General features: G+C 33.9%; 24 protein-coding genes. 9 read left to right on the top strand and 15 right to left on the bottom strand.

Features of this window, described 5'->3' with window-relative positions:
• Nucleotides 1-16: 16 nt before the first annotated feature.
• The 5 genes from nqrE to J2W48_RS18700 form a co-directional block, all read right to left on the bottom strand.
• Entirely contained in the window at nt 17-631 is a 615-nt protein-coding gene (gene nqrE / locus J2W48_RS18720; RefSeq protein WP_310283282.1) for an NADH:ubiquinone reductase (Na(+)-transporting) subunit E, read from the bottom strand.
• Nucleotides 632-677: 46 nt separating this feature from the next.
• On the bottom strand, nt 678-1,355 hold the full coding sequence (locus J2W48_RS18715) for an NADH:ubiquinone reductase (Na(+)-transporting) subunit D (RefSeq protein ID WP_310283281.1): 678 nt from the start codon (nt 1,353-1,355) through the stop codon (nt 678-680).
• A gap of 19 nt (nt 1,356-1,374) precedes the next feature.
• The gene (gene nqrC / locus J2W48_RS18710) at nt 1,375-2,100 is read right to left on the bottom strand and encodes an NADH:ubiquinone reductase (Na(+)-transporting) subunit C (RefSeq protein ID WP_310283279.1); all 726 of its coding nucleotides are present in this window, start codon (nt 2,098-2,100) and stop codon (nt 1,375-1,377) included.
• Nucleotides 2,087-3,268 (bottom strand): NADH:ubiquinone reductase (Na(+)-transporting) subunit B, encoded by a 1,182-nt coding sequence (locus tag J2W48_RS18705; protein WP_310283278.1) that lies wholly within the window; start codon nt 3,266-3,268, stop codon nt 2,087-2,089. The genes nqrC and J2W48_RS18705 overlap by 14 nt, the downstream gene beginning before the upstream one ends.
• 171 nt (nt 3,269-3,439) lie before the next feature.
• Complete coding sequence (locus J2W48_RS18700; RefSeq protein ID WP_310283277.1) at nt 3,440-4,795, bottom strand: Na(+)-translocating NADH-quinone reductase subunit A; 1,356 nt, start codon at nt 4,793-4,795, stop codon at nt 3,440-3,442.
• A gap of 739 nt (nt 4,796-5,534) precedes the next feature.
• Here J2W48_RS18700 and J2W48_RS18695 point away from each other — a divergent pair.
• The 7 genes from J2W48_RS18695 to J2W48_RS18665 all read left to right on the top strand — a co-directional run bounded on the left by J2W48_RS18695 (nt 5,535) and on the right by J2W48_RS18665 (nt 13,960).
• Nucleotides 5,535-7,052 carry an O-antigen ligase family protein gene (locus J2W48_RS18695; protein ID WP_310283276.1) on the top strand — a complete coding sequence of 506 codons (1,518 nt, stop codon included), beginning with the start codon at nt 5,535-5,537 and terminating at the stop codon, nt 7,050-7,052.
• A gap of 63 nt (nt 7,053-7,115) precedes the next feature.
• Nucleotides 7,116-8,654, top strand: a complete 1,539-nt coding sequence (locus J2W48_RS18690) for a hypothetical protein (protein WP_310283274.1) — start codon at nt 7,116-7,118, stop codon at nt 8,652-8,654.
• A gap of 103 nt (nt 8,655-8,757) precedes the next feature.
• Complete coding sequence (locus J2W48_RS18685) at nt 8,758-10,041, top strand: hypothetical protein (RefSeq protein ID WP_310283272.1); 1,284 nt, start codon at nt 8,758-8,760, stop codon at nt 10,039-10,041.
• A gap of 80 nt (nt 10,042-10,121) precedes the next feature.
• Nucleotides 10,122-11,660 carry a T9SS type A sorting domain-containing protein gene (locus J2W48_RS18680; RefSeq protein WP_310283271.1) on the top strand — a complete coding sequence of 513 codons (1,539 nt, stop codon included), beginning with the start codon at nt 10,122-10,124 and terminating at the stop codon, nt 11,658-11,660.
• Between the two features lie 5 nt (nt 11,661-11,665).
• Nucleotides 11,666-12,865: a hypothetical protein gene (locus tag J2W48_RS18675; RefSeq protein WP_310283270.1), complete on the top strand. Its 1,200-nt coding sequence runs from the start codon at nt 11,666-11,668 to the stop codon at nt 12,863-12,865.
• Nucleotides 12,849-13,379: a hypothetical protein gene (locus J2W48_RS18670; protein ID WP_310283269.1), complete on the top strand. Its 531-nt coding sequence runs from the start codon at nt 12,849-12,851 to the stop codon at nt 13,377-13,379. Before J2W48_RS18675 ends, J2W48_RS18670 begins: the two co-directional genes overlap by 17 nt.
• Before the next feature lie 173 nt (nt 13,380-13,552).
• Nucleotides 13,553-13,960 (top strand): hypothetical protein, encoded by a 408-nt coding sequence (locus tag J2W48_RS18665; RefSeq protein ID WP_310283268.1) that lies wholly within the window; start codon nt 13,553-13,555, stop codon nt 13,958-13,960.
• Between the two features lie 452 nt (nt 13,961-14,412).
• Here J2W48_RS18665 and J2W48_RS18660 read toward each other — a convergent pair whose 3' ends face one another.
• From J2W48_RS18660 to J2W48_RS18635, 6 genes are all read right to left on the bottom strand, one after another.
• Complete coding sequence (locus J2W48_RS18660; RefSeq protein ID WP_310283266.1) at nt 14,413-15,777, bottom strand: alginate export family protein; 1,365 nt, start codon at nt 15,775-15,777, stop codon at nt 14,413-14,415.
• Between the two features lie 254 nt (nt 15,778-16,031).
• Nucleotides 16,032-17,819, bottom strand: coding sequence for an amidohydrolase (locus tag J2W48_RS18655; protein WP_310283264.1), 1,788 nt, complete (start codon nt 17,817-17,819; stop codon nt 16,032-16,034).
• Between the two features lie 49 nt (nt 17,820-17,868).
• A complete protein-coding gene (locus tag J2W48_RS18650) occupies nt 17,869-18,555 on the bottom strand; it encodes a hydrolase (protein ID WP_310283262.1) in 687 nt (228 codons plus the stop codon).
• A 25-nt stretch (nt 18,556-18,580) separates the two neighbouring features.
• The gene (locus tag J2W48_RS18645; protein ID WP_310283260.1) at nt 18,581-19,111 is read right to left on the bottom strand and encodes a YceI family protein; all 531 of its coding nucleotides are present in this window, start codon (nt 19,109-19,111) and stop codon (nt 18,581-18,583) included.
• Nucleotides 19,112-19,136: 25 nt separating this feature from the next.
• Nucleotides 19,137-20,018 carry a pirin family protein gene (locus J2W48_RS18640; protein WP_310283259.1) on the bottom strand — a complete coding sequence of 294 codons (882 nt, stop codon included), beginning with the start codon at nt 20,016-20,018 and terminating at the stop codon, nt 19,137-19,139.
• 448 nt (nt 20,019-20,466) lie between these two features.
• Nucleotides 20,467-21,045 (bottom strand): Crp/Fnr family transcriptional regulator, encoded by a 579-nt coding sequence (locus J2W48_RS18635; RefSeq protein ID WP_310283258.1) that lies wholly within the window; start codon nt 21,043-21,045, stop codon nt 20,467-20,469.
• A 195-nt stretch (nt 21,046-21,240) separates the two neighbouring features.
• On the opposite strand from J2W48_RS18635, the gene J2W48_RS23155 reads away from it, so the two are divergent.
• Nucleotides 21,241-21,399, top strand: coding sequence for a DUF4372 domain-containing protein (locus tag J2W48_RS23155; RefSeq protein ID WP_409025188.1), 159 nt, complete (start codon nt 21,241-21,243; stop codon nt 21,397-21,399).
• 372 nt (nt 21,400-21,771) lie between these two features.
• Nucleotides 21,772-22,593, top strand: coding sequence for a phospholipase A (locus J2W48_RS18630; RefSeq protein ID WP_310283257.1), 822 nt, complete (start codon nt 21,772-21,774; stop codon nt 22,591-22,593).
• A 124-nt stretch (nt 22,594-22,717) separates the two neighbouring features.
• Here the strand turns inward: J2W48_RS18630 and J2W48_RS18625 are convergent, their stop codons facing one another.
• The 4 genes from J2W48_RS18625 to J2W48_RS18610 form a co-directional block, all read right to left on the bottom strand.
• Nucleotides 22,718-23,368, bottom strand: a complete 651-nt coding sequence (locus tag J2W48_RS18625) for a response regulator transcription factor (RefSeq protein WP_310283256.1) — start codon at nt 23,366-23,368, stop codon at nt 22,718-22,720.
• A complete protein-coding gene (locus J2W48_RS18620; protein ID WP_310283255.1) occupies nt 23,365-24,018 on the bottom strand; it encodes a sensor histidine kinase in 654 nt (217 codons plus the stop codon). The genes J2W48_RS18625 and J2W48_RS18620 overlap by 4 nt, the downstream gene beginning before the upstream one ends.
• A 98-nt stretch (nt 24,019-24,116) precedes the next feature.
• Complete coding sequence (locus tag J2W48_RS18615) at nt 24,117-24,764, bottom strand: hypothetical protein (RefSeq protein ID WP_310283254.1); 648 nt, start codon at nt 24,762-24,764, stop codon at nt 24,117-24,119.
• A gap of 6 nt (nt 24,765-24,770) precedes the next feature.
• The gene (locus J2W48_RS18610; protein WP_310283252.1) at nt 24,771-25,205 is read right to left on the bottom strand and encodes a hypothetical protein; all 435 of its coding nucleotides are present in this window, start codon (nt 25,203-25,205) and stop codon (nt 24,771-24,773) included.
• Nucleotides 25,206-25,728: the final 523 nt, after the last annotated feature.

The following is a 25,728-nucleotide window of genomic DNA, read 5'->3' as shown; positions in this document are numbered from 1 at the left end:
TTATTTGATTATAGATTTATAACGAAATCCCCATAAAACTCATAAATGCAATAGCCATTAATCCAGTTAAGATAAAAGTAATTCCCAAACCTCTTAAAGGTGCAGGAATATTTGAATACCTTAATTTTTCCCTAATAGCTGATAATGCAACTATCGCCAGAAACCAACCCACGCCAGAACCGAATCCAAAAACGGTTGCTTCCCCTAATGTGGCGTATTCCCTTTCCTGCATAAATAATGCGCCACCCAAAATAGAACAATTTACAGCAATGAGCGGTAAGAATATACCTAAGCTTGTGTATAGGGCAGGGGCAAATTTTTCTACTATCATCTCTACCAGCTGAACAATGGAAGCAATGGTTGCGATGAACATGATAAAACTTAAAAAACTAAGATCGATTGTTGCAAAGTCAGGGGACAGCCATTTTAATGCACCTGCTTTTAAAGCATATTTCTCCAGCATATAACAAACCGGCACGGAAATCAGTAAAACAAATATCACTGCAAAACCCAATCCTACAGCACTTTTTACGGTTTTTGAAATGGCCAGGTAAGAACACATGCCCAGAAAATAGGCAAATATCATATTCTCAATAAAAATTGCTTTTATAAAAATATTTACATGTTCCATAAAAAAAAGTTTAAATAACGTTGTTTTTTAATCGCTGTCAGTAGAATTATTTGGACTCTATTAATTTTTTGTTCCTGCTGCGTTGTATCCAAATCATAATTCCAACAATAATAAGTGCCATGGGTGGCATAATAAAGAGGCTGTTATTAAAATATCCCATCTTAAAAACGGATTCCGGTATAATTTGAAAACCCATCAATTCACCGGAGCCAAATAGTTCTCTTGCCATGGAAACTATGACTAATATTAATCCATAACCAAATCCGTTACCAATACCGTCTAAAAATGATGGCCAGGGTTTATTTGCCATAGCAAATGCTTCTAACCGGCCCATAATGATACAATTTGTAATAATTAGCCCAACAAAAACGGATAGTTGCTTGCTTACATCAAACACGAAAGCTTTTAAAAACTGGTCTACCAGAATAACCATTGTAGCAACTACGGTTAGCTGGACAATAATGCGAATGCGGTTTGGAATAATGTTTCTGATAAACGAAATGATAACATTCGAAAAAGCACATACCACTATTACCGCAATGGCCATAACAATAGATGGTTCCATTTTCACTGTAACTGCTAATGCCGAACAGATACCCAATACCTGTACGGTAATTGGGTTATTATCGTTTAACGGGTCATACAAAAGCCGTTTGTTTTTTGGTGAAAATAAACCTTCCTTTTGTGCTTTCGGTTTTGCAGGAGTTGTTGTTTTTGTGTTCATATACTGCTATTTAAGTTTATCAATTACGACCTCTTTTACTTTTAAAATAAGGTATATAATTGCTAAGTGTTCTTTTAAACATTTCTGTAACACCATTACTGGTTATTGTTGCTCCTGAAACGGCATCCACACCATGCATATCAGTTGGAGATGCACCACCTTTAATAACTTTTACCGAAACAAAATTTTCTGATTCATCAAATATTTTTTTCCCGATGAACTGCTGCTGAAATTTTTTTGTTTCAATTTCGGCGCCAAGCCCGGGTGTTTCACTTTTGTGTCCAAAGCTGGCCCCGTAAATAGTGTTCATATCGCCTTCCAGGGAGATGTAACCCCATATTGGTCCCCACAATCCCTTTCCCCGTACAGGAATGATATAAAAAGATTTTCCTTTTTTATTACAAATGAAGAGAGGAAATAATTGTTCATCCGTTTTACCTGTTTTGATTTTGTCCAGTTCTTTTTTAAGGTCTATATCAAACGCAACTTTGCCGGTTACTTCTTCTCCTTTATTATTTAAAACAATTTGTTTGGTGATATATTGGTTGAAAAACTGCTCTGCCTCATCGGTTTCTGCAGATACAGAAACACTGGTTAAAATGTTTTTCATTTTTTCTGTCCTGATATTTTTTGCCTGATACGGAGCAAGGCTAATAGCAGTTACAGATAATAGTATAGCAATAACTACCACCATACCGGAGGAAAAAAGAAATGTGGCCTTATTGCTGTCTTTATGCATTTTCATTTTGTACGGGCTTTACTCTTTTTAGTCTTCGTTTAATATTTGCTGCAACAATATAATGGTCTATTAAAGGGGCCATTACATTCATAAATAAAATGGATAACATCATTCCTTCAGGATATGCCGGGTTAAAAACCCTGAACAGAATGGCAAACATTCCTATTAAAAAACCATAGATGTATTTTCCTGTATTAGTTTGTGTTGCACTTACCGGATCAGTGGCCATAAAAATGGCACCAAATGCGAAGCCGCCTAAAACTAAATGATGTTGTGGTGTTAGCTGCATTAATGTATTCGATCCAAACAGATTAAAAATAAGTGCCATTAAAAATCCACCTGCAAAAACGGACGACATGATACGCCAGCTGCCAATACCTGTGTATAATAAAATAGCCGCACCAATCAAACAGGCAATTGTAGAGGTTTCGCCTATGGAGCCGGGAATGGCGCCAATAAAGGACTCCATCGTTCCGGGAATTTTATCGGCAAGACCTGCAGCAGCGTCTCCCAAAGGGGTAGCACCACTGTAAGCATCTACTAAAGTCTGCCCTTTGTCCATGCTTGTGTTTATCCATACTTCATTTCCTGACATTTTGGTTGGATAAGCAAAAAATAGAAATGCCCTGGCCGTAAGTGCCGGATTTAAAATATTCATACCAGTGCCGCCAAAAACTTCTTTTCCGATGATTACTGCAAAAATTGTTGAAACTGCGACCATCCATAGTGGTACATCGACAGGCATTACCAATGGAATTAACATACCTGAAACCAAAAAGCCTTCGTTAATGGTATGTTTTCTTATGATGGCAAAAATAAATTCTGTTGATAAACCGGCAGCGTAAGAAACAATAATCAACGGCATTACTTTGATTAGCCCGAAAATAAAATTATCCTGTAAGGAAGCATCCGTAATTCCCAAAGCCTGATAATGCTGGTAGCCAACATTCCACATACCAAATAAAAGGCAGGGAACTAAGGAAAGTACAACCAATATCATGGTGCGTTTTAAATCTATCGCATCACGTACATGGGTACCTTTGCCTGCAGTGGTGTGATCGGGAACAAAAAGAAAAGTTTCGAACGCATCGAATGCCGGATAAAATTTTTCCAGTTTTCCCCCTTTTTCAAAGTTGGGTTTTATAGTGTTCAGTAATTTTCTAAGTGGCTTCAAATTCAATTATTTTTAATGATAAAATTCAGATCTCTACTTGTTTTAAATGAGGTTAAACTCATTATAAATCAGTGTATTAATAATTATTTAACGATGTGTTCTATTTGTTTTGAATAAATAAATAGTTTTCTATTTAAAAATTGATTTGAATTAAATGTAAATCAATTGGTGTCAACTGAATTCTTTGCGTATAATATCAAGTCCATGACGTATGATTTCCTGTGATTTTATCTTAGATGTACAGACCAATTCACAGAGTGCAAAATCTTCTTCCACTACTTCGTAAATGCCCAGCTTTTCCATCATGTCTATATCCTCAATTAATATTGATTTTAAAAGATATACGGGGTAAATATCCATTGGAAAAACTTTTTCATATTGCCCGGTCATTACAAAAGGGCGTTCTTCGCCATGCAGGTTGGTATTCAGGACGTGTTTTTTATTGGGTGTCAGCCAAGAGAAAAAAGTACGGGACACACTGAATTTATTAAAGCCGGGAGTCAGCCACCCCATAAATTCAAACTCATTGCCCTCAGGAATAACGGTTATTTGCGAATCATAAAAACCTAAATAGCCATCAGGTAAAATTTGATTACCCGTTAAAATAGTACCACTGATAATTCTGTTTTGTCCCTTTTTTAATCCACCATCAGCAATGATTTTTTTTATAGAGCAGCCTATAGTGGTTTTATAATATTTTGGTTTATTAATCTGTGAACCGGTTAATGCAATCAATCTTGTTGCATCAAATATTCCTTCATTAAATAATTTTCCAATGATTAACACATCCTGTGGATTGATGTACCAAACTACTTCTCCCTTGTTTAAGGGATCAATATGATGTATCTGTATGCCCACATTTCCCGCAGGATGAGGACCAGATATTTTGTTGATTTGCACCGACTTTGCTTGTGCAAAAATAGAAGCAGGAGCAGGATTGTCCCTTACATTCAAATGTATTTTTCCATCAGTTAATTTTTTTAATGCATCCAAGCCAGTTTGAAAATCAATTTCTTTACCGGACATGATAAAATCATTATCGGGAGCCAATGGATTACTGTCAAAAGCAGAAATAAAAATAGATTTTGGACTTTCACTGGGATTGGCAATAATACCATAAGGACGCTGACGGATAAATGGCCAAAGGCCGCTGTCCAATAATATTTCAATAACTTCTTCTTTCCTTAAATTATTAGGATTTGATTTTTTAAATGAGGCATATTTAATTTCCCTGTCTGCCAGTATTTTAATTTCCAGGATCACTCTTTTTTCTCCACGAAGAATTTCGACCACTTCGCCACTAACAGGAGAGCTTACTTTAACGGCTTCATTATTTTTGTTATAAAACAAAGGGGTGCCTGCAAATACAGCATCGCCTGCTTTGACCAGTAATTTTGGATCGAGACCAATAAAGTCGGTTGGTTTTATGGCTAATATGTCAGCTATGGGCATGTCCTGAACAAACTTCACAGCTTCCCCTATCAGTTTGAGATTTAATCCCCGCTTAATTTTAATATATTCACTCATACATTAATTTATTTTATTTGGGTATTATTGGTGATTTCCTGGTATTTGGATGAGGTTCTGGTTACTCAATGAGTTCAGGCATTTTAGCCGTTACCATTTGATTTAGGCAAAAATCAAAGAAGCAATTTAGTGATTTTACCTTAAAATAGCAACAAAAAATCTAATTTTAGTAAAAAACGATTGCATATAGCCGGAGAAATTAGGATCTGCAGTGAAGATGTATTAATTTGATGTTCAGTGTTCTGTTGCATCAGTTTAATAAAATGCAAATATTAAAATCATTCGAATTTAATGTTAAAAGATTATTCTAAATAGAACTAATTGTGAATTTTGTTAAAATATCACTAAATTCAGGTATTTCGTACCTCTAATATTTGGTGTATTCTTGTCGACAACTAATCGACTCAAATTGACCTTACGTATTTCTTTAGACTGGACACCTACAATCTTATTGTTATTAGCTTTAACAATGGGATTAATCACTACAGATTTTTTTTATGATCCAACCAGTTTCGCTTATTATGGTTTTTGCATAACAACGTTCCTTTTTGCAATCATATGCTCTTTTTTTTATTTGCGGAGCTATAAAGCAATACTGTTAAAAACACCAATTCTCTTTTTTGGTTTGTGGTCTTCCTATATTTTTTTCCAATGCCTTAATCACTCAGTTGTTCCCTTATTTGCGATATACTTTTTTACTCTCTTTTTCTTGCTGATCAGTGCAACTACCTTATTTAGTTTGCCAGAATTTAAGTTTGGCGTTTTTTTTTACGGCATAATACTACTCTCCATCATTGAATCACTCTATTGTATTTTACAATCCTTAGGAGTATTTAAAAGCCATAGCCTGCTTTTTTTGGTTACCGGAAGCTATAATAATCCAAATGTGACGGCAATCTTTTTAGCCCTGACAACCCCTGCTTTTTTATATTTCTTCAGGAAAAAATACAAGTGGTTGATCCGTATTTCCTTTTTCATTCTGGTAATAGCCTTGTTTCTGCTTAAATGCCGTGCAGCATTTATAGGTACAATTGTGTCAGTAGTTGTTTTTTACAGTCTGGAATATAATATGGCTTCCTGGATAAAAAAGAACAAGAACAAACCCATATTAAAAGCCCTGTTTATTTTAAGCTTTCTGATCATAATCCCACTCAGTTCGTATTTGTATAATGCCAAAAAGGATTCTGCTGACGGTCGGAAATTTATTTGGAAAGTGTCGACCGTTATGGCACTGGAAAAACCATTAATGGGTTATGGATATGGTTATTTTGAAAAGGAATACAATTTATATCAGGCCGATTATATAAAAAAGGGAAAAACCACACCGGAAGAGCTTAAGAATGCCGGACCTGTAATTATGCCGCACAACGAATTGCTGCATAATTTAGTTGAAGGCGGCTTCATTGGACTTATATTGACCGGGCTGTTTTTTGGTTCCCTTTTCTTTGCTGTAAAACGGCGAACAAGAACTGATGGTGAAAAATCAAATGGCTCTGAAGTAAAAAACAGTTATTTTAATATAAGTTATTCAGGAGTTATAGCATTTATCGGAATGTCTATGGTCAATTCTACGGTTCAAATCATGCCCATAATGGCTTTATTGATTATTTATGCCGCTATTATCTGCAGTAAATTAAAACCTTTACAGCTTCCTTTGTTTCTCAATTTTCGTTTGCATAGTAATGCATTTCCAATTCTCTATAAGACAACGATTATTGTTTTAAGTTGTTATCTGCTCTGTATTGTTTCTGGAATGGCTATAGCCGACAGAGAAAATAAAAAAGCATCAATACTTCAAGAAGAGAAGCGATATAAAGAGGCGTTGCAGATAATGCATGGTCTGGAAAATTATTTAAGTGACGATCGGAATTATTGGAAAAATCTGGGCATTATTTACATCAAAACAAAAAACTACCAACAGGCGATTGACTGTTTTAGTACAGCAAAAAAATGGAGTTCCCTCCCTGATTTATATTTTGCTCCCGGTATGTGTTATGAAAAGCTTCACGATTACCCAAAAGCTATAGCTGAATATAAGCAACTCGTACTTTTACTGCCTTCAAAATTTGGATATCGTTTCAGATTAATGCAGGCTTACTTCAAAAACAAGGATATTGTCAATACCGCAATAACAGCCAAAGAAATTTTAGCACTTGAACCCAAAATTCCATCAGCTAAAGTAAAACAATATAAGAAAACAGCTTGGTACTTATTAAAAAAAATAGAATCAGAAGAAGTCACCAGAAAAAAAAGTTAATGGAACCAATAGTCAGTTCATTGCACTACCATTCAAAATTAATAAACCTTAAAAAACATTCTGATGTTTAAAAATTTTACTGGAAAAATATCACAACACACTAAAAAAGTAATTTTTCTATTATTTCCCTTTGTATTACACGCCCAATACCCGGATGCTGTGGAGGCCGTTTTAAAAAAATCCGGAAATAACAGGACAGAACTTGAAAAAGCACTTCAATACACCGAAAAAACAGCAGACGTATTAAAAATAAAAGCAATGCAGTTTTTAATCAGCAACATGGATATTCATTCCTCCGCCGATTATTATTGGGAAAACGAGGCAAAAGAAAAAGTCGACTACAATGAGTTAGCCTACCCTGATTTTGGGCAGGCAAAAAAGGCTCTTACAGCGATTAAGGAAAGAAATCCGGAACTACAGCCCAAACCCGTTCTGTATCAGGATCTAGAAACTATTACAGGTGATTACTTAATTCAAAATCTTGAAAAAGCCTTTACAGCCTGGCATTCTTCTGCAGTGAAAAATATCTCATTTACTGATTTTTGCGAATATATTTTGCCTTACCGCGTGAGTGAAGAACCTTTACAGGAATGGCGCCCTGTTTATTCCGATAAATTTAAGTGGATCAGTGAGCAAATCCCATCCAAAGGATTCAAACCCGTTTTATTTTCTGTAAAAGATGATTATGAAACCTGGTTCACCAATACCTGGGGGGAGACACGAAAAGAACCTTTACCAAGGCTCAGTGCTTTGCAATTATTGTTTAGAAAAGAAGGCCCTTGCCCGGACATTGCAGACCTTGGAGTATTTATTATGCGTTCACAAGGTATCCCTGCAGCTGTAAATGTAATTCCGTATTGGGCAACTGCTACAGGAGGACATTTTACGAACACTTTTTTTGATGATAAAATGCAAACCTATAATTGCGATTATGGGGCTAAGGATTTTGAAGAGAGTTTAAAAAGGGAACCTGCTAAAGTCCTCCGTCTGACATATTCCAAACAGCCAGGGACATTGGCTAGTTTTGAAGATAAAAACAATATTCCTACCGCTATTTTGAGACAGCGAAATTACATAGACGTAACCAAAGATTATTGGGAAACTACTGATGTAACATGCCCGCTATATCCTTCAACAAATCCATCTAATATTGTATATGCAACTACTTTTAACGGACTGGCATGGAGACCTTTTTGGTGGGGAAAAGCAGAAAACGGGAAAACGGTTTTTACTACAGTCTGTAAAAAAACGGTTATAATCCCACAATACTATCGAGACGGAAAATTGGTTCCTGCTGGTGCACCAGCAGTAATTGGAGACCGAGAGCCACTAATACTGACTCCTGATTTAACCCAAACCAGGGAAGTGATAATAGCCGAAGCCGATAAATACTTAAAATTTAAAATGGGTGTGACCTATAAATTATTTTATTGGAACAACGGTTGGAAACTTGTAGATACCCGGGAAGTAAAAGATCAGGTTACATCTATGCTTTTTTCCAAAATACCAAAAAATGCTTTACTATTATTCCTGTCCAGCGATTCTAAAAAATTAGAACGTCCTTTTATAATAGATGATCAGGGTAACAGGACATGGTTCTAAATGATATTTATAAAGCAATAACCATAACTCTTTTTTTTTGTTTTTATGTAATCGATTGCATATATAAAAACATAAATAAATAATAAATTATTAAATACTAAAGATGAAAACAAAATTAATTAAAACATTCCTCATAGGTATTCTGCTTCAGCCAGTTTTAGGCTTGGCACAAGTAAGTCCAAATGTAAACAAACTGTTTCCCGCACACATTATCTATAAAATAGATGAAGTAAATTCAAAAGTAAACTTATCAGAAGACACGCAAATTAAATTAGGCAGAAAACTCTATGCTGCCGACAGCCTCGCTAATGTCAGTATTGTTAAGGGTGAGCCTATTGCTCAATTGAAATCGTATTATACAGTAGATGCCGGTTTTTTAAAACCTATTTTCTCTCCTGAAGAATTGGACACTTATGGATATGCAACAGATCATGATAATCGTTATTTGGCAGCCTTAAATTTTGCTCCCCAGTTAAAACTGGAATCCACACAAATAAACGAAATACGAAAACAAAACGATTCTTTGGCTGGTGTTCCTAAAATATCCTTAAAAGAAACGATCCGAATTTATAATAAAAAACTCCACAGTATTCTGGCAAAAGAGCAATATGTATCATTACTTAAAATAATTTATCAGGAACAATCAGAAGATGAGGCAAAAAGTGACTGGGAAAAAATAATAAAACTTCAACTGGTTGCCGATAAAAATGATAGGACTGAATACATTAAAATTATCAATTATCACTTGGCTAAAAATGTTTTTCTAGATAAAAAAGCGGATCGATATGAGAAAACCAAAAGAGACCTTTTAGCAAAAAAAATGGCATTGGAAGAACCTCTTATTTTATTACATGTCAATATATTATCTGAAGGTTCGTACACTAATAATAAATACTCTTCTGTGATCAAATACGAAAAAGAAGTGGAACTTACTAAAAGCCAGATAGACACTATTTTGGTAAAGTATAAAGAATTGGAACGGATTAAATTGGAGAATAAAGAAAAAGAATCTTCTTCAGATGCTCCAAAAATAGTTCCTTCAGAATATGGAAATATAGCCCTAATATTAAATTCAGAACAAGTAAAAAAGTGGCTGATTAATAAAAATATAAAAATAGCAAAAAAAGAAGCACAACGAAACTGGGAACAACTGGAAGCGGAAGGCTTAAGTACAGATTTAGATAAGGATAAAACACTAAGAGAATTTGGAACTTATCAATTGAAATATTTAGTAACCAAAGAAAGAGCAATGATTTACCATACCCAGGAAAATATATTTATGAAACGGGATGTTGAACAGAAAAAACCTGAACTGTTAAAACAACTGGATGCGATAGCCCGAAAAAAATCAAAAAATACGACTACCAAAAACGCACTAACCTGGTAGAAAGCCCATCTCCTGCCTAATCCTCCAACGAGGAAGATAGCGGGATAGGAAATTAAGAATAATAACCAAACAAATAATTCATGAAGAAAACTACAAGAAAAGGTGTGTGCTTATTGCTTCTCCTCGTCAGTATGCTGGGCTACTCGCAACAATCCCCAGAAGCAAAGAAGGCGTTTTTAAATGCAAGATCGCAACTCACCCAGGGAAGCAATAATTACAATCCGGAAGCTGGGCTGGCCACTCTTAAGGAACTGGCTTCCCAAGGCAATGCTGAGGCGATGAACGGACTCGGTTTATTGTACAGTAAAGGAATGACTGTACCTGTAGATGAGCAAGAAGGTATCAACTGGCTTGAAAAATCCGCCCAAAATGGGTACGCCAAGGCGTGGTACAATTTGGGATTATTGTATAAAGAGGGTGTTGGTACAACCCAAAACGATGAAAAATCCATAGCTTATTTTGAGAAAGCGGCAAAAGGCGGCTATAATCTTGCATACAAAGCATGGGGAAGTATGGCAATGAAAGGTAAAGGCGTACCCCAGGATTATCCTTTAGCGATAAGTATTTTTCAACAAGGAGCCGACAAAGGAAGCGGCAGTTCGATCTATGCCCTGGGTTATTTGCATTACAAAGGTTTTGGTTATCCGCAAGATTATGCTAAAGCTGTAGCATTATTTGAGGTGGCTGCCGAAAAGGGAGATACCGGAGGTATGTATATGCTGGGTTTATGCTATCGCAACGGATATGGAGTAGCTATTGATACAGACAAAGCCAAGTATTGGCTCAGCAAATCGGCAGCTTTGGGATTAAAAAAATCCGAGATCGAACTGGCAGAACCGGAGGCAGAAAATGCCAACCCAAACCAGATTAAAACAGTTTCAACAGTAATTCCTGAAGTTATTATGATCACCGAAACTGATATTCCTGAAAGGTTTAAAAAAGTAAAACAACAAGCTATTCAGAGAAACATTAAGGGCAGTTATACTGGGCATTTATTACGTTATGATTGGAGTGGACAAAATATCATCAGCAAAACCCCAATAGAAGTTGAACTTACACAGGACCGAAAAGAACTTTTAGGCGAATGGAAAGAAACTGCCGGCGACACTGCTGTTTTTTCTGCCAGAATCGAAGAGGATGCTATTGTTTTTCATGACTCTAAAATTGACCGAACCGAACATTTTTATAATGGTACAGTTGCAACCTATGATTTCAAGGAGGCACGATTACAGTTATTAGAAACTAACGAATCTCTCTTTATTGTGGGGAACCTGCAGCTTTTTAATATCAAGGAACAGGAGAACGAAAAACCAATGTATCTTATTTTAGAACGAAAAGAAGGGCAAAGTAATGAAAACAAAGAATTATTTTCTTCTGTAGTGATACATCCTAATCCTGTAGTGACCGACTTCAATCTTAGTTTTGATTTGTCCAGAGATGTGGATACAACCTTGAGTATTTATTACATAACTGGAAGGGAGTTATACCGTGAACAATGGAACGGTTTAACTGCTGGGCAACAAACTAAAACAATCTCCTTAAATGCTCCTGCAGGTTATTATCTTCTGCGATTGACCTATGGCACCGAAGTAAAAACTACACTTTTAATTAAAAAATAAGAACAATGAGAAATAAATACTTTATATTGGTACTTACGTTCTTTGGTATTTTAGCAAGCCAGGAAAGCTTCGGACAGGACTTTAATGGTTCGGAATGGGATGATGTAGTATATGTCGATAATGATTATCATGCACCAGATTACCCGGATATTCCTGTATTTTATGATGAGCCTAATTATACTGATTACTATAATGACCCATACGATGATTATTTTAATAATGACAATCCAAGTAATCCATCGGAAAATAGTTCATCTACAGAAACACCACAAGGACCGAATATAATTGATAAACCAGTAATAACAAAAAGCGAGTTAAGCAAGCTGATTCAGGATCTTATTAAGCGTTACGAAGTTTCTACAAAAGATAAATATGTACTTACTACAGCAAAAGGTGAATCACATACTGGTACAATTATAAAATTTGAGGACCGTTCCACGGGTCATTCTTTTTATTATTTTACCCCCGATAAGACTAGTGGTATTTTACAGGTGGGTAATTATTATAAAATTCCAGAACCTACAACTAATGGTTCAACAAATACAAGTACTAATGTAAACATAACAATTACAGGTTACATAGGTTCAGACGGAATGCCAGTTGGTTTTCAAACAATGGGGACTTCAAGCGGAAGTCAGCCGATATTTCTTGGAGCAAATGATGAATATCCAGAACCTTATTGTCAGGATTGCACACGAATTGACCCGGTTAGAGATCCTAAATACCCAGCCCTTTTAAAACTACTTCCAAAAATAAGAGAATTGGTTATGAATAATTCAAAAATAAAGATGAGTTTTGCAAATGCATCCGGATATAGTTTACAATCTGTAGATCATTTACTTTCAGTTGCTGCTTTTGAAAAACACATAAGGGTTGCCAATATTTCCACGTGGGGCTTGTTTGAAGGTGATATTACGCCTAATATTGTGTTTATTAGGGAAAATTTGGTAGCCTCTTTAGAAACTGGGGGATTTAAATTGGGAGGAGAAAATGAAGATTTGAACGGCACGTCTTTTTTTACTGCAATCGTAATTTTACATGAACTAGTTCACTATTGTAGGAAGTCGTATAATTTGCCGGCAGATATTACGATAAATGGAGTACAATATGAAGCAGGAGAAGTATTTGAAACTGCTATTTTCGGACGTGTATTAGGAATCACAGGTGTAACAAATATAGCAAAACAATATGGATGGACTTTCTAAAAAAACAGTATTCTTTTTTTTATTCTTAGCCTTTATGGGCTGTAAGAAAGATGAAAAAGTAGAAATAAATAAAAACAATCTAATTGAGGATGGGAGAAATTTAATCATACAAAACAGTAATGTTTTAATTGATTCTTTGGAAAGATATGATTTGAGATTTTTAAATGAGAAAGAAAAGCTTGAACCATTTACAGTTGGAGTATTAGATTCAATAATAATTGATGAGAGGTATTCCAAATATAGCGAGACGCCACATAAATTTTTTACTTTCAAATTAAAGAAAAGTGATTTTTTAAATTTTAAATCTCTATATCAACTAAAACTAATAAATAAAGGAGGCAATGAAAGTAATGTTGTTTTAATTTCCTTTTCAAATCTTAAGATAGAAAATGATAAAGCAGAGATCATGGTTACCAAAATAAATGGGATTAGCTCGGTTATTGACCGCTATTATTTTAAGAAGCAAAACAGCAAATGGATTTTTGTACGTAAGAAGCAAGTAAGTATGGGATAAATATTTAAGAATTCAATCCCTGTATTAATAGAATAAGGCGAATGTATATCATCTTTTTCAAAAAACGGATAAAATGATTGAAACTCCTACTAGCTATTTGTTTATGCCTATTTACATGAAGGCATATAAGTAGTAACTACATTATATTTAAAGACGCTATAATTGTGATTAAAATGAAAAAAATATTTAAAATAGCCTTAATAGTAATAGCTGGAACTATATTCAACTCTTGTCAAGCTCAAATTGCTAATTTTCAAGGAAAATGGAAAATTTCCAGTACGGATACTGATGAATTTATTTTGACGCTCAATCAAAACAATTCCGTTTTAACAGGATCACATATTTCTGTCCAGTTAAATGGAGATAAAATTGATAGTACATTAGATACAACAGACATCTCAATTAATGGAAATGTAAGTTCTAATACACAAGTTCTTGTTACCTTTACAAGTGCATTTAGTAATACTAGTGGTAAAGCCACATTGACTAAGATTAGTCCAACAGAAATTGCTTGGAAAATTGTTACACCTCCTTCTGGAGAATATTACTTCCCAAAAGAGGTAAGATTATATAAAGAATAATTTCGTAGATATATGATGAGGTTCAGGATAGTGGTTTTCTCTTTTCCTGTTAGAAGCTACAAGCCTAAAAATTTGTAGCTTTTTTATACAAACTGATTAACGGTCTTAAACATTGTCGCAAATACTATATAAGGTGGATATGGATTGCATATAGCCGGAGAAATTAGGATCTGTTGTGAAGATGTATTAATTTGATGTTCAGTGTTCTGTTGCATCGGTTTAATAAAATGCAAATATTAAAATCATTCGAATTAATTGAGAGTTCAACATAAATGCAACATCGCATGCAAAAGTGAGCTGATAGTTTTTTGAGAGGTATAAATTTATTGAATCAATTCGGGAACCTGTGGGATTACAAAAATACAGGAAACTGTACATCAAATATTATTGAAGTCATTTATATTTAATTTCAGTAAAAGTGTTCTGCACACGTGTGGTAATATTGATTCTTTTCAAAATCTGAAATACATTGTTGATGCGGCAAATAAAATATCCTTACCCGGACTTACTTCTCTAAGATAATCCTGTGCTTTGAACCAGGTTCCTTCTATTCTTACCGCAAACCATTTATTTATATTATAATCCAATGACATACCTAATTGTTTACCAATATACTTTTTAGAAGTATTTCTTCCAGAATAAATTAACATTGTATTTGGTTGATAAATCCCATCATTTTTACTAAACCTCCAAAAGAAATCATAGTCTATAGATAAGTTTATATCTTTATGAAATTGAAAATCAATAGAGGGATGAAAATCAATAAGATTTGACGGGCCAATTAATGCTGCTATTCCAAAATAACCCCCTTTAGGAAATAGTGGATTAAAAGTTTGCAGTTTATCATCGTCATAGTTTTTATCACCAGAAATTATTTCGGTTTTCAGGCCTATTTTTGGTTTGAATTTTAAAGCATTGAATTGATAATTGGTATTCAATGAAACTGTCCAGGCTTCAATAGTTTTATCTTTTATGCTTCCAAATTGATAAACGGTTTCAAAATCATAATTCCAATTTTTGTTTTTGCTCCAAATTCTGGTTCCTATAGAATGACGCAATTCGTTTCCATTTACATCATCAAATTTTGCATCAGCCCGCTCCAGACCAAAATAATATAAATCAATGTTTTGGATAAATGGAACTTTGTTTATTACGTTGTATAGTCCATATAATTTAGTTTCAGGGTTTAATCGGTCATCAAAATATCCATTTTGATTTTTTACATATTGACTGTAGAATGCATCCGACTTAAAATTATTATTTTTTAAAGTTATTCTAACGGCATCAAATGATTGACGGCTGTTTGGAGCTTCTCTAACTGACACCAGTCTCTGCGAACCAAAGAGCATTTCTTGTCTTCCGAACCTGAAAAGCATATTGTTTTTCCTCAAATTAAATTTAAAATCAAAAAAAAGCTGGTGTATGTCAAGCGGATTGTTTTCTATAGCATTTGGATCTATTCTGCTAATTTCAGTACTGCTTTGTAATTGAGTAAATAATCTGAATTGTTCCCTGAATTTTAAATCGGAGTGTAGTAATGCCCTATTTAGAATAAAACCGTTATTATCATTTTCTATACCACCCCAATTTTCGTTTTTAAAATATTGGTATTGCAATCTTAATTCGCCACCCAATGAAAGAGCTAAATTTGAGTTTTTGTCAATTGGCAAAAACTTAATTTTATCAAAAAAAGCAGCATTAGTATCAAGTGGTACTGCAGCGTATTCTTCGTCATATCTCAATGTTTTGAAATCCAGTCGGTTTTGGGCAAATGCTATATTGCCTATTACTAAAAAAAGAAAAACTATTTTTTTCATAATTAATTAGTTCTAAATGTTTTATCAATGGAAAATTTACCAGTCAAAAAATACAAATAAGGAAAAGATTGGATTGGCAGCAATAGCAAAATTTGGGTAAAGCCAATGGATAAATTGAAAGGATTGGGAACAGTTTTTACTATCCCAATCCTATACCAATTTTTTCAAGTTCATAAATATCAATTGCACTTAAAGACTAATTCTAAAAAAAAGATTCAGCAATCAAATGATAACAAGTTGTCATTGAAAAATATTTAATTTTTGTGATAGCCGCCAAAATAGTTGATTGGTGACCAATCCGGAATTGCTTTAGGCAGTGGTTTGATAACTGATTTAAAAATATCATCCGCATATACAGCCTTGCCATTAACAATGGTTAAATTTGAGGTAATGTCAAGAATTTTATTGTCGCTAACAGTAAAATAATCATCAGATAAAATTGCAAAATCTGCCAGATAGTTTTCTTTTAGAATTCCTCTATCAGCATCTAGTTTTACCAATTTCGCACTTCCTTGGGTGTATAGTTTTAGGGCAGTTACTCTGTCCAGAATATTTCTTTCTCCCTGATACTTGGTACCGCCAATTGTTTTACCTGTTGTTAACCAATATAAACCAATCCATGGATTGTATGAGCTAACACGAGTTGCATCAGACCCCATCCCGACAGGAATACCCATTTCAATCATGTCTTTAACAGGGGGCGTGTTTTCGGCAGCTTTTTTACCATATCTTTTAATAAATGCTTCACCCTGAAGGGCCATTCGGTGTTGAATGGCAATTCCGCCACCTAAATTTTTTACCCGTTGTAAATTTTCAACAGTAATTGTTTCCGCATGATCAAAAAACCAGGTCAAACCATTTAAAGGCGTTTCTTTATTTACTTCTTCTATAACGTTTAAGAAACGTGTAATTGTTTCATTGTAAGTAGCATGAATACGAAATGGCCATTTGTTTTTTACCAATGTTGAAATTACAGCTTTCATCTGTCCCTCCATTACGGGAGATAATTCTGGTCGTGGCTTGTCAAAATTTTCAAAATCGGCACCTGTTGCTACAAGACTTTCTCCACCACCCTGAACATAATATTCCAGTTTATCACTATGGTCGTCATCGTGATTGCCAATTTCTACTTCACTAATCCAATTGGTAAAGTCATTAATTTCCTTTCCTGGTTTTTGCGGATAAAGATAAAATGGTAATCGTACCGTAAGTTCATCCTGAGCAGCTAACTTACCGGTTATGCCATAATCATCAGGATAATTTTGAAATCCGCCTCCGGCATCCATTACAGCTGTAATTCCGAAGCGATTATTCTCGGTTAAAAATTGTTTGGTTGAATTAATTTTCTCTTCGTCTGTTAATTCGGGTAATTTAGCAATATTAGAGTATAAAATAAATGCATTTGGTTCTGCGACCAGCAATCCGGTTGGGTCTCCATTTTCATTTTTCTGAATAAGGCCACCTGGCGGATTTGGTGTATTTGCATCTATTTTTAATTTTGCTAATCCTGCTTTATTAAGATAAGCATGACCATATAAATGCAGAACAAATGCAGGCACATTACCAGTAGCATCATTAATTTCCTCTAATGTAGGCAGTCTTTTTTCTTCAAATTGGTAAGCATTCCAACCTCCAATTACACGAACCCATTGACCTTCAGGAGTTCTTTGTGCCTGCTCTTTCAACATTTGCAAAGCCAGTTTAAGAGAACGGACGCCATCCCAGCGTAATTCGGTATTAAAAAATCTGCCACCGCGAATTACATGAGAGTGGCTATCAAAAATACCCGGTATTATTGTTTTTCCTTTAGCATCAATAACTTTGGTATTTTTGCTTTTTAGCTTTAAGATTGTTTCATTTTTACCCAGCCTGATAATTTTTCCATCGGCTACAGCTATTGCTTCTGTAACTGTGTTTTTATCATCTAACGTGTAGATTTTCGCATTGAATACAATTAATGAAGGGCTTGTCTTTTTTTGGGCAAAACCAATCGAAGTGATGAGCAATGCTAATAAAACTGAAAATTTAATCGTTGTTTTCATTTCTCATTTTTTTTAAAAAAAGCGGATTTTTAAAACCCGCTTTGATTATTTAGTGTTTTAACATTTCTCTGGAGTATTGAATTCCAATACCGTATGCACCACCATATTTTACGGCTAAATCTGTAACAGCTTTATACGTTTCACCACGGGCCCAGTCTCTTTGTAATTCTAATAGGTATTGCATAGAAGTTATTGGTTTTGCTCCAACTTGTACCATTCTTGTAATTGCCTGATCGTGCGCTTCTTTAGAAACATCGCCGCTTGCATCGGTAATTACATAAACTTCATAGCCATCGCTTATAGCTGATAATACTGGTCCAACAATACAAACGCTTGTCCATAAACCTGCAAAAACAATTTTCTTTTTCCCTTTTCCGGTAATGGCTTTGTAGGCATTAACATCTTCCCAGGTATTCATTGTAGTTCTGTCAATATATTTTGTTCTGTCTGGGTAAGCCTCTAAAATTTCCGGAAAAACAGGGCCGCTAAATGAGTGCTCAGCAACTGTAGTTACAACAGTGGCAACATTAAAGATTTTAGATGCACCGGCAATTAAACCCACATTGTTTCTTAATTCGATGGCATCAATGCTTTTTGTTGCAAATGCCATTTGGCCTTCGTGATCTACTAAAACCAAAGCATGGTTTGTTGGATTTAATAAATTTGGACTTGGTTTTTGTGCAAAACCTGTCAAGGTTGAAAAACCTACTACTAAAGATAAAATTACTTTTTTCATTTTTTTAAAATTTTAAGATTAAAAATTATTGCTTAATTAATTGAATTTCAGAAACTAATTTGATTTCCTCTCCAACCAGAACCCCTCCGGTTTCAAGGGCTGCATTCCACGTCAAACCAAATTCTTTTCTGTTTATTTTTCCAGTTATTGAAAGTCCTGTTTTTGTATTTCCCCATGGATCGGTCATTAATCCACTGTATTCTGTATCTAATACGATGTTTTTTGTAACATCTTTGATTGTTAAATCTCCGGATATTTGATATTCACCATCATTAATTTTCTTAATCTGTGTAGAAACAAAAGAAAGTTTAGGGAAGTTATCTACATCAAAAAAGTCAGCACTTTTTAAGTGACCATCTCTGTCTGTATTATTGGTGTCAACTGAATTTATTTCTGCTGAAAAGTTGATTTTTGAAGTTTCAAATCTGTTATCTTCATTTTCGATGCTTGCTTCAAACGTGTTGAATTTTCCAGATACATTTGTAAACATCATGTGCTTTACTTTAAAGCCAATTTCCGAGTGTGTAGGGTCAATAGCCCAATTTGATTTTTCCAATTTTTGAGATTTAAGTTATTTTTATTTAATTATTATAAAGACATTGGTACTTCCACAATAGGATTTCGGTATCATCTGAATTTGCGGTTACGCTAAACTGATTGGTATTCCAAATTCCAAAACCATCTCTGGCTTCAAGAGTTTGCTGTTCTATGGTGGCAGTTCCTTTAATTAAGAAAGCATACACCCCATTTCCCGGTTTTTTAATAGTATAGTTTGAAATAGCTCCCTTATCAAAATTTCCAATATGAAACCAGGCATCCTGATGAATCCATACACCGGCATCGTTTGGATTTGGAGAAAGTATTTGTTGAAATTTATTTTTTCTTTCTTCTTTATTTAAAGTTATTTGGTCGTATCGTGGGTTAACATTTTTCTTATTTGGGTATATCCATATTTGAAGAAACTTCACTAATTGATTGTCATTTTTATTGTATTCACTGTGAAAAATTCCAGTTCCGGCGCTCATTACCTGTACATCCCCATTTTTTATTATGGTAGTATTTCCCATACTATCTTTATGTTCTAAATCGCCTTCAAGTGGAATACTAATGATCTCCATATTATCGTGAGGATGAGTTCCAAAACCTTTTCCAGCTGCAACCTTATCGTCATTTAAAACTCGTAAAACTCCAAAATGCATTCGCTCCGGGTTATTGTAATTCGCAAAGCTGAAAGTATGCCTGCTTTCTAGCCAACCGTGATTAGCTATTCCTCTTGAATCAGATTTATGAACTACTGTATTTTCAAATTCTTCTGATTTTATGTTTGGTAAATGATTATGACCAAGAACTTCCAACTCTTGAATTTCATCAATTTCATTTTTCATGATGTTTCCAAAAGCAGCAGTTGCGGCAAAAATTCCAGTTCCCAGTATTCCTTTCTTTAAGAAATCTTTTCTGTTCATGATTTACTTATTTATAATGTTAGTACAAAGTTGTGAAACTCCGGAAGGATGTGCATTGAACCAGTTCAAGAAAGTAAAATGTTCTTTTTTACTTTTTCATCACATTTTGATAGTGCAAATTTTGGGTATCTTTTTTACCTGTGCATTGAACCAGTTCAAGAAAGTAAAATGTTCTTTTTTACTTTTTCATCACATTCTGATAGTGCAAATTTTGGGTATCTTTTTTACCTGTGCATTGAACCAGTTCAAGAAAGTAAAATGTTCTTTTTTTACTTTCTCATCACATTTTGATAATACAAATTTTAGGCATCTTTTTTACTTGTGCATTGAACCAGTTCAGGAAAGTGTCTGATGGTTAATTGATTGATTTTTAAATATATAGTTCATTTATGGACATGCTTATCCAATAGCAGTAGAGATTGCTACAAAAACAATTAAATTTTAATGATTACTGTTTAGATATTCGGGTTCTGATCTTACTCAGGAATTCGGCAGAGATACCAAGATAGGATGCAATATAATGTTGGGCAACCCGTTGAGGAATAGTGGGATATAATTTGATAAATTCGAGATATTTTTCCTGAGCAGTTTTTACAATTGTATTTATTAATCTGTTTTGAGTTGCCGAAAGATTTTTTTGTACCATTAATCTAAATACTCTTTCAAATTTTGGCACCCGATTTAATAATTCTTCTTTATTTTTATCAGAGAGTATAAATATTTCGCAATCTTCAAGAGTTTCAATATAAATTTTACTCGGTTTCTGATCATGAAAACTGGCAATATCACTTACCCACCAATCTTCAATTGCAAACTGAATGATAACTTCAAAACCATTTTCATTGATGTAATAATTTCTAATACATCCTTTTATAATGTAAGCTTCAAAATTGCAAATTTCTCCTTCTTGCAATAAAAACGTTTTTTTTGGTACTGATTTATGCTTTAACAAAGAATTGAAAATTTCTAATTCTTTTTCAGAAAAATTCGCGCATCGGGTCATGAATTTATTAATAGCTTCGTACATAAGGAATATCAATTTTAAGAATTACATTCATTTAAACAGTAAGATTTCAGATTTTTAATAGTCCGCTTCCTTACCATGCTGAATAATTTTAATGTTAGAATTTAATGCCAGTGCTTTTGTCCTTATCTTTTGTTCTGTTATTTCATCGATATCACAACTTAAAACACTATCTCAATTATCTTTGAGTTGCCCTTTATGGCAAATATAACGCTGTTTTCTCAAATAATTTCAAAATTAGATCGTTCACAATGCAATAGATTAGTCCACCAGAAAGAGACTGATACGCATAATAAAGGAATTCAATCGTTTAAATCATTTATTGGTCTCAGATTTAGTTTGCAACTATGTACTTAGTGTATTTTGCTTAGCTTCCTTCATTTCTGATTTTAATACTAACAGGTTGTTTTTTCGTTATGGAAAATTTGTTCTCAATTAACAGAGTTCTTTCAGCATATATTCAGGTTAAAATTATAAAGGCCGGATTACTGTACTCAGATCAGGGTTTTTTAATTATTAGCTTAAAGCCCGGCTTTGAATAATGCTGTTTTTACGGTTTTCCTTAATTTAAGAATTTTAGTTCCCAACTAATATTGAATAAAAAATTGGATATGGTAACTGAACTCAGGTCTTATTAATTTAGAATTAGGATGAACAACAGTAGCTTTGTTTTTAAAATAGCGTATATTAGTGTAAATGCTAAAAAATAACTCCAATTAAATCATACGAATGTACTTGAAATACCTATTAATTTGTTTCATTTTGTTTTCAATTGAGGCAAATGCACAATTGTTAGAACAGAGCAAAGATCTCCGGGCAGCAGATTCACTGTTGACGGAATCCAGTTTTTCTGTCCACAAGGACAATTATTTCTTAACAGGCGTACCGTTGAATGCTTCCATCAATCGAAACTCAGCGGATATAAAATATCAGGTAAGCTTTAAGCTAAGATTGAGTTCCAAACCTTTGTGGGGTGGTTTTTTTTCCTATTTAATGTACACCCAAAAAGCATTTTGGGATATTTATGCAAGCTCAAAACCTTTTGCAGAAATTAATTTTAATCCTGGAGCAGCCATCGTTCGTCCCTTTTATTTAAAAGGGGGAAGGCTAACGTATGGAACAATCTCTTTTGAACACGAATCAAACGGCAGGGATTCTATTTATTCCAGAACCTGGAATATGCTTGCCTTCTCATTAAAGTCGCAGATTTCTCCCCGGTGGACTGTCGGGCTGAGAGGATGGATTCCGATTGTCGATAAGGAAGATAATCCTGAACTTACCAAATATGTGGGTTATGGTGAAGCAAGTGCAACCTATCAGATACAGCCTGGACAATGGAGTGCAGATATTCTTTTCAGAAAAGGAAGCGGACTTATCAATTATGGCTCTTTGCAGACACAGATAAACTGGAAACCGTACAAAAATGAGAATTATTACCTCACGCTTCAATGGTTTGTGGGTTACACAGAAAGTTTGATTGATTACCAGGAACATAAAAGCATGTTACGTTTGGGATTTGTAATCAAACCTGAAAATATGGGTATTTTTTAAATAACCAAAAAGAGTTACATTTTCGAATATGGTCTCAATATTTATTATAAGCCCTTAGTTCAGTCTGCTAACCAAATCTATGGACTTTCTGCCCATAGGTTTATTTTATATGTTGTCCTGCCTGTTACACTAAGACAATTTTGTGTTTAATGGCGTATAAAACCAAGCCAATACGGGTTTTTATTTCCAGTTTATCAAATAAACATTCTCGATATCCGTCAATTGTTTTGGGGCTGAGGCACATTTCTGAAGCAATTTCTTTATAGGTTTTTTCTGTGCAGGCGTGTTTTATAAAAACTATTTCTTTTTCTTTTAAATTGATTTTTTTGGAATCATCATTGGCTTTTTTGACCAGCATACCCGAAACTAATTCTGTAAAATAAAAACCTTTTTCGATAACAGATGCAATAGCATCCTTAAATATTTCTGGCGAAGTATCTTTCAGCAAGTAGCCTTTTGCTCCGTTGGTAATCATCTTTATAATAATTTCTTCATCATCATTAACCGAAAGGGCGATCACTTTTAAATCGGGTCTGTTTTCTTTGATCCATTTCATCGTGCTTACACCGTCTAAAACAGGCATATTGACATCTAATAAAATTAGGTCTACTTCTATATCAACATGATCTTCCAGGCAGGAAATAAATATTTTGCCATTTTCAAAGCGGTTAATTACTTCAAAATCTTTAAAACTGTTGATTAAAAGTTCGAGAGATTGTGAAAAAAGCTGATGATCATCTACAATAATAATTCTATTTTTAGTGTGAGGTTTCATTGGTCTTGATTAAGGGGGTATTCTATAGTCACGGTTGTTCCTGATGAATCTGATTGCATTATTAAGGCAGCACCAATTAATTTTGCTCTTAATTTCATGTTGTTTAAGCCTAATCCGAAATTTATCTGACTTACATCATAACCAATTCCGAAATCTTTTATTTCCAAATGAAAAACGGTATCAGTTGTTTTAATATTCACTTCAAATAAATCACTGTGCGAATGTTTAAGGCTGTTGTGTACTGCTTCCTGAAAAATTCGATAAATAAATAAATCATGTTCCTGGCTAATCTGAGGGATTTCTCCTCTAACATTATAATGATATTGAATGTTTTTTAGTTTTTTTATGCGCTCCAGATCTTGTTTTATGGCTTCGATAAAATTGCTCTGAAGTAAATTGTCCTTATTGATGATTCGGGATAAAATCCTTATTTCGTCTAATGATTTGGCTAATGTTTCTTTCAAATCATGTAGTTCGCTGGCTTGAACTGCTTTTCCGCTATTGAGATACATATTAAGCTGCATGATTCCAACAGAAACGATTTGGCCTATATTGTCATGAAGTTCCTTGCTGACTTCACTTAGTGTCTGATCTTTAATCTCTATTCTTGTTTTAATTAATTCGGATTGAAAATATAGTTCTGATTCCATTTTTTCAACTAAATAATTATTTTTCTTTTTTAAAAAATAAAAGAATATAACAAGCAGAATGATCAGTAAAGTTAAAAAAACAATACCTAATGAAATGACTAATAATTGTATTTCTTTTCGCTCCATAAAAATCCAATAACATAACAAGTGTGAGCCAGAACATTTAAAATAAACACTACTAAACTAAAAATGGATTCGTCATGTTTGATCAAAAACCAGTTTAAAGCAAGCATAAAGGGCAAAAATGGCACATGAAAAACTAAAATTCCTAATATATACCAAAAAAAGACCGATTTTTTAAAATTTAATATTTTGTCTGAATTAAAAATTTCTACGAGATATAAACATGATAATATCATAACTAGCAATACGCCAATGGCAAAACTATAAGTACATGAATGATTTACATCTTCTTTAAAATATAAAATATTCATAAAAAATGACAGCAGAAACACTGCCAGACTAAGGAGCGCCACTATTCGATAACTTATTTTTGATAAAAGACTCCTTAAAAGTAAGATGTAGGCGCAAAAACTGACCAGCATATAAAAATTAAAAACATAATAGTTTAACAGGCCTGTCCATTCGGTAAAATAATATCCGACTTTTTCTATTATGACAGAAAACCAAATTAAAATCACCAAAAATTTAGCTTTATTGACAGGAAGCTTATGCCATGAAATCAATCCAATAATTCCTGAAAATAAAGCTAAATAGACAATATAAAATCGTAGAAATTCAAACATAATTTTTTAGTATAATAAACTAGGCGGCCTTCCGATGCTTCCATAATTCATGGGTTCAATACTTGATATATCAGCATTGTCGTTTTCCTGAACTAATGCAAAAGTCTGTATCTTGCCTGGAGTACTTGTTCTGATTTTTTTTCCTGTAGCGGTTAAAAACAAGGTCATTAGACCGGCTTTTTCAGCATATTTTTTTTCATCCGGATATACTCCAAAATAAAAACGAATTCCGTTTACATCATAACCCGTTTTCTCGCCTTTTGACTTGATGTAATGAATGTAATTTTCGAGCTCTTCAACAGAAAACCAAACAGCATTGGCATCTTCTTTTTTAATGTATTTAGCAATTATACTGGCTCGGCATTTCATAAAATTCAAATGTAAGTCCTTTGCGAACTTTTTTGTAATTAATTGTGTGGGTCTTCCAGGTTCTTTTTTCATAATCATTTTGATGGTTAATTGGTTAATTAATTGGTAAATAGTATTTTAAATAAATTATTACAAACAAAATTATTTTAAATTCCTACAGTCGGCAAGGGGAAATATACCCTTTTTTTGTAGGGTAAATTTATTTAAAAATTTGTGTTAAAACACTGTTTTGGAGTAAATTATAAAAATAAATTTTGCATCATTCATTTTTGCGCACAAAATAACAGGCAAAATCCAAAAAGCCTGCTAAAAGAGTATGAGTTGATTATACTACTAAAAGTTATAAGTTTATATCACAAATTTTTCAGGGAGAATCATCAGCGAAGACAATTATTTAGAAGCAGTACGATATGTTTTAGGATCAGAATCTTCTAATTTAAGTGAAGACAAATTAGAAGATGTCCTTTTATCAAGAGTTGAGCAAATGCCAGAAATTGAGGCAGAAGGGTTTTGGTCAGGCTTTGAAATGTTGCAGGCAGTATTAGCACTTAAGTTTTAGATACTTAATTTATCCAAATTCAGCAGGAGCGGGGAG

This window comes from Flavobacterium piscis (assembly GCF_031457575.1).
In the GTDB taxonomy this organism is placed as follows: domain Bacteria; phylum Bacteroidota; class Bacteroidia; order Flavobacteriales; family Flavobacteriaceae; genus Flavobacterium; species Flavobacterium piscis_A.
This window is presented reverse-complemented; position numbering and strand designations above follow the sequence as displayed.

Excerpts from the sequence above, each read along its gene's own strand:
- nqrE (WP_310283282.1), bottom strand. The coding sequence starts at position 631 with ATGGAACATGTAAATATTTTTATAAAAGCAATTTTTATTGAGAATATG.
- J2W48_RS18715 (WP_310283281.1), bottom strand. The coding sequence starts at position 1,355 with ATGAACACAAAAACAACAACTCCTGCAAAACCGAAAGCACAAAAGGAA.
- nqrC (WP_310283279.1), bottom strand. The coding sequence starts at position 2,100 with ATGAAAATGCATAAAGACAGCAATAAGGCCACATTTCTTTTTTCCTCC.
- J2W48_RS18700 (WP_310283277.1), bottom strand. The coding sequence starts at position 4,795 with ATGAGTGAATATATTAAAATTAAGCGGGGATTAAATCTCAAACTGATA.
- J2W48_RS18690 (WP_310283274.1), top strand. The coding sequence starts at position 7,116 with ATGTTTAAAAATTTTACTGGAAAAATATCACAACACACTAAAAAAGTA.
- J2W48_RS18685 (WP_310283272.1), top strand. The coding sequence starts at position 8,758 with ATGAAAACAAAATTAATTAAAACATTCCTCATAGGTATTCTGCTTCAG.
- J2W48_RS18680 (WP_310283271.1), top strand. The coding sequence starts at position 10,122 with ATGAAGAAAACTACAAGAAAAGGTGTGTGCTTATTGCTTCTCCTCGTC.
- J2W48_RS18675 (WP_310283270.1), top strand. The coding sequence starts at position 11,666 with ATGAGAAATAAATACTTTATATTGGTACTTACGTTCTTTGGTATTTTA.
- J2W48_RS18670 (WP_310283269.1), top strand. The coding sequence starts at position 12,849 with ATGGATGGACTTTCTAAAAAAACAGTATTCTTTTTTTTATTCTTAGCC.
- J2W48_RS18665 (WP_310283268.1), top strand. The coding sequence starts at position 13,553 with ATGAAAAAAATATTTAAAATAGCCTTAATAGTAATAGCTGGAACTATA.
- J2W48_RS18660 (WP_310283266.1), bottom strand. The coding sequence starts at position 15,777 with ATGAAAAAAATAGTTTTTCTTTTTTTAGTAATAGGCAATATAGCATTT.
- J2W48_RS18655 (WP_310283264.1), bottom strand. The coding sequence starts at position 17,819 with ATGAAAACAACGATTAAATTTTCAGTTTTATTAGCATTGCTCATCACT.
- J2W48_RS18650 (WP_310283262.1), bottom strand. The coding sequence starts at position 18,555 with ATGAAAAAAGTAATTTTATCTTTAGTAGTAGGTTTTTCAACCTTGACA.
- J2W48_RS18640 (WP_310283259.1), bottom strand. The coding sequence starts at position 20,018 with ATGAACAGAAAAGATTTCTTAAAGAAAGGAATACTGGGAACTGGAATT.
- J2W48_RS18635 (WP_310283258.1), bottom strand. The coding sequence starts at position 21,045 with ATGTACGAAGCTATTAATAAATTCATGACCCGATGCGCGAATTTTTCT.
- J2W48_RS23155 (WP_409025188.1), top strand. The coding sequence starts at position 21,241 with ATGGCAAATATAACGCTGTTTTCTCAAATAATTTCAAAATTAGATCGT.
- J2W48_RS18630 (WP_310283257.1), top strand. The coding sequence starts at position 21,772 with ATGTACTTGAAATACCTATTAATTTGTTTCATTTTGTTTTCAATTGAG.
- J2W48_RS18625 (WP_310283256.1), bottom strand. The coding sequence starts at position 23,368 with ATGAAACCTCACACTAAAAATAGAATTATTATTGTAGATGATCATCAG.
- J2W48_RS18620 (WP_310283255.1), bottom strand. The coding sequence starts at position 24,018 with ATGGAATCAGAACTATATTTTCAATCCGAATTAATTAAAACAAGAATA.
- J2W48_RS18615 (WP_310283254.1), bottom strand. The coding sequence starts at position 24,764 with ATGTTTGAATTTCTACGATTTTATATTGTCTATTTAGCTTTATTTTCA.
- J2W48_RS18610 (WP_310283252.1), bottom strand. The coding sequence starts at position 25,205 with ATGAAAAAAGAACCTGGAAGACCCACACAATTAATTACAAAAAAGTTC.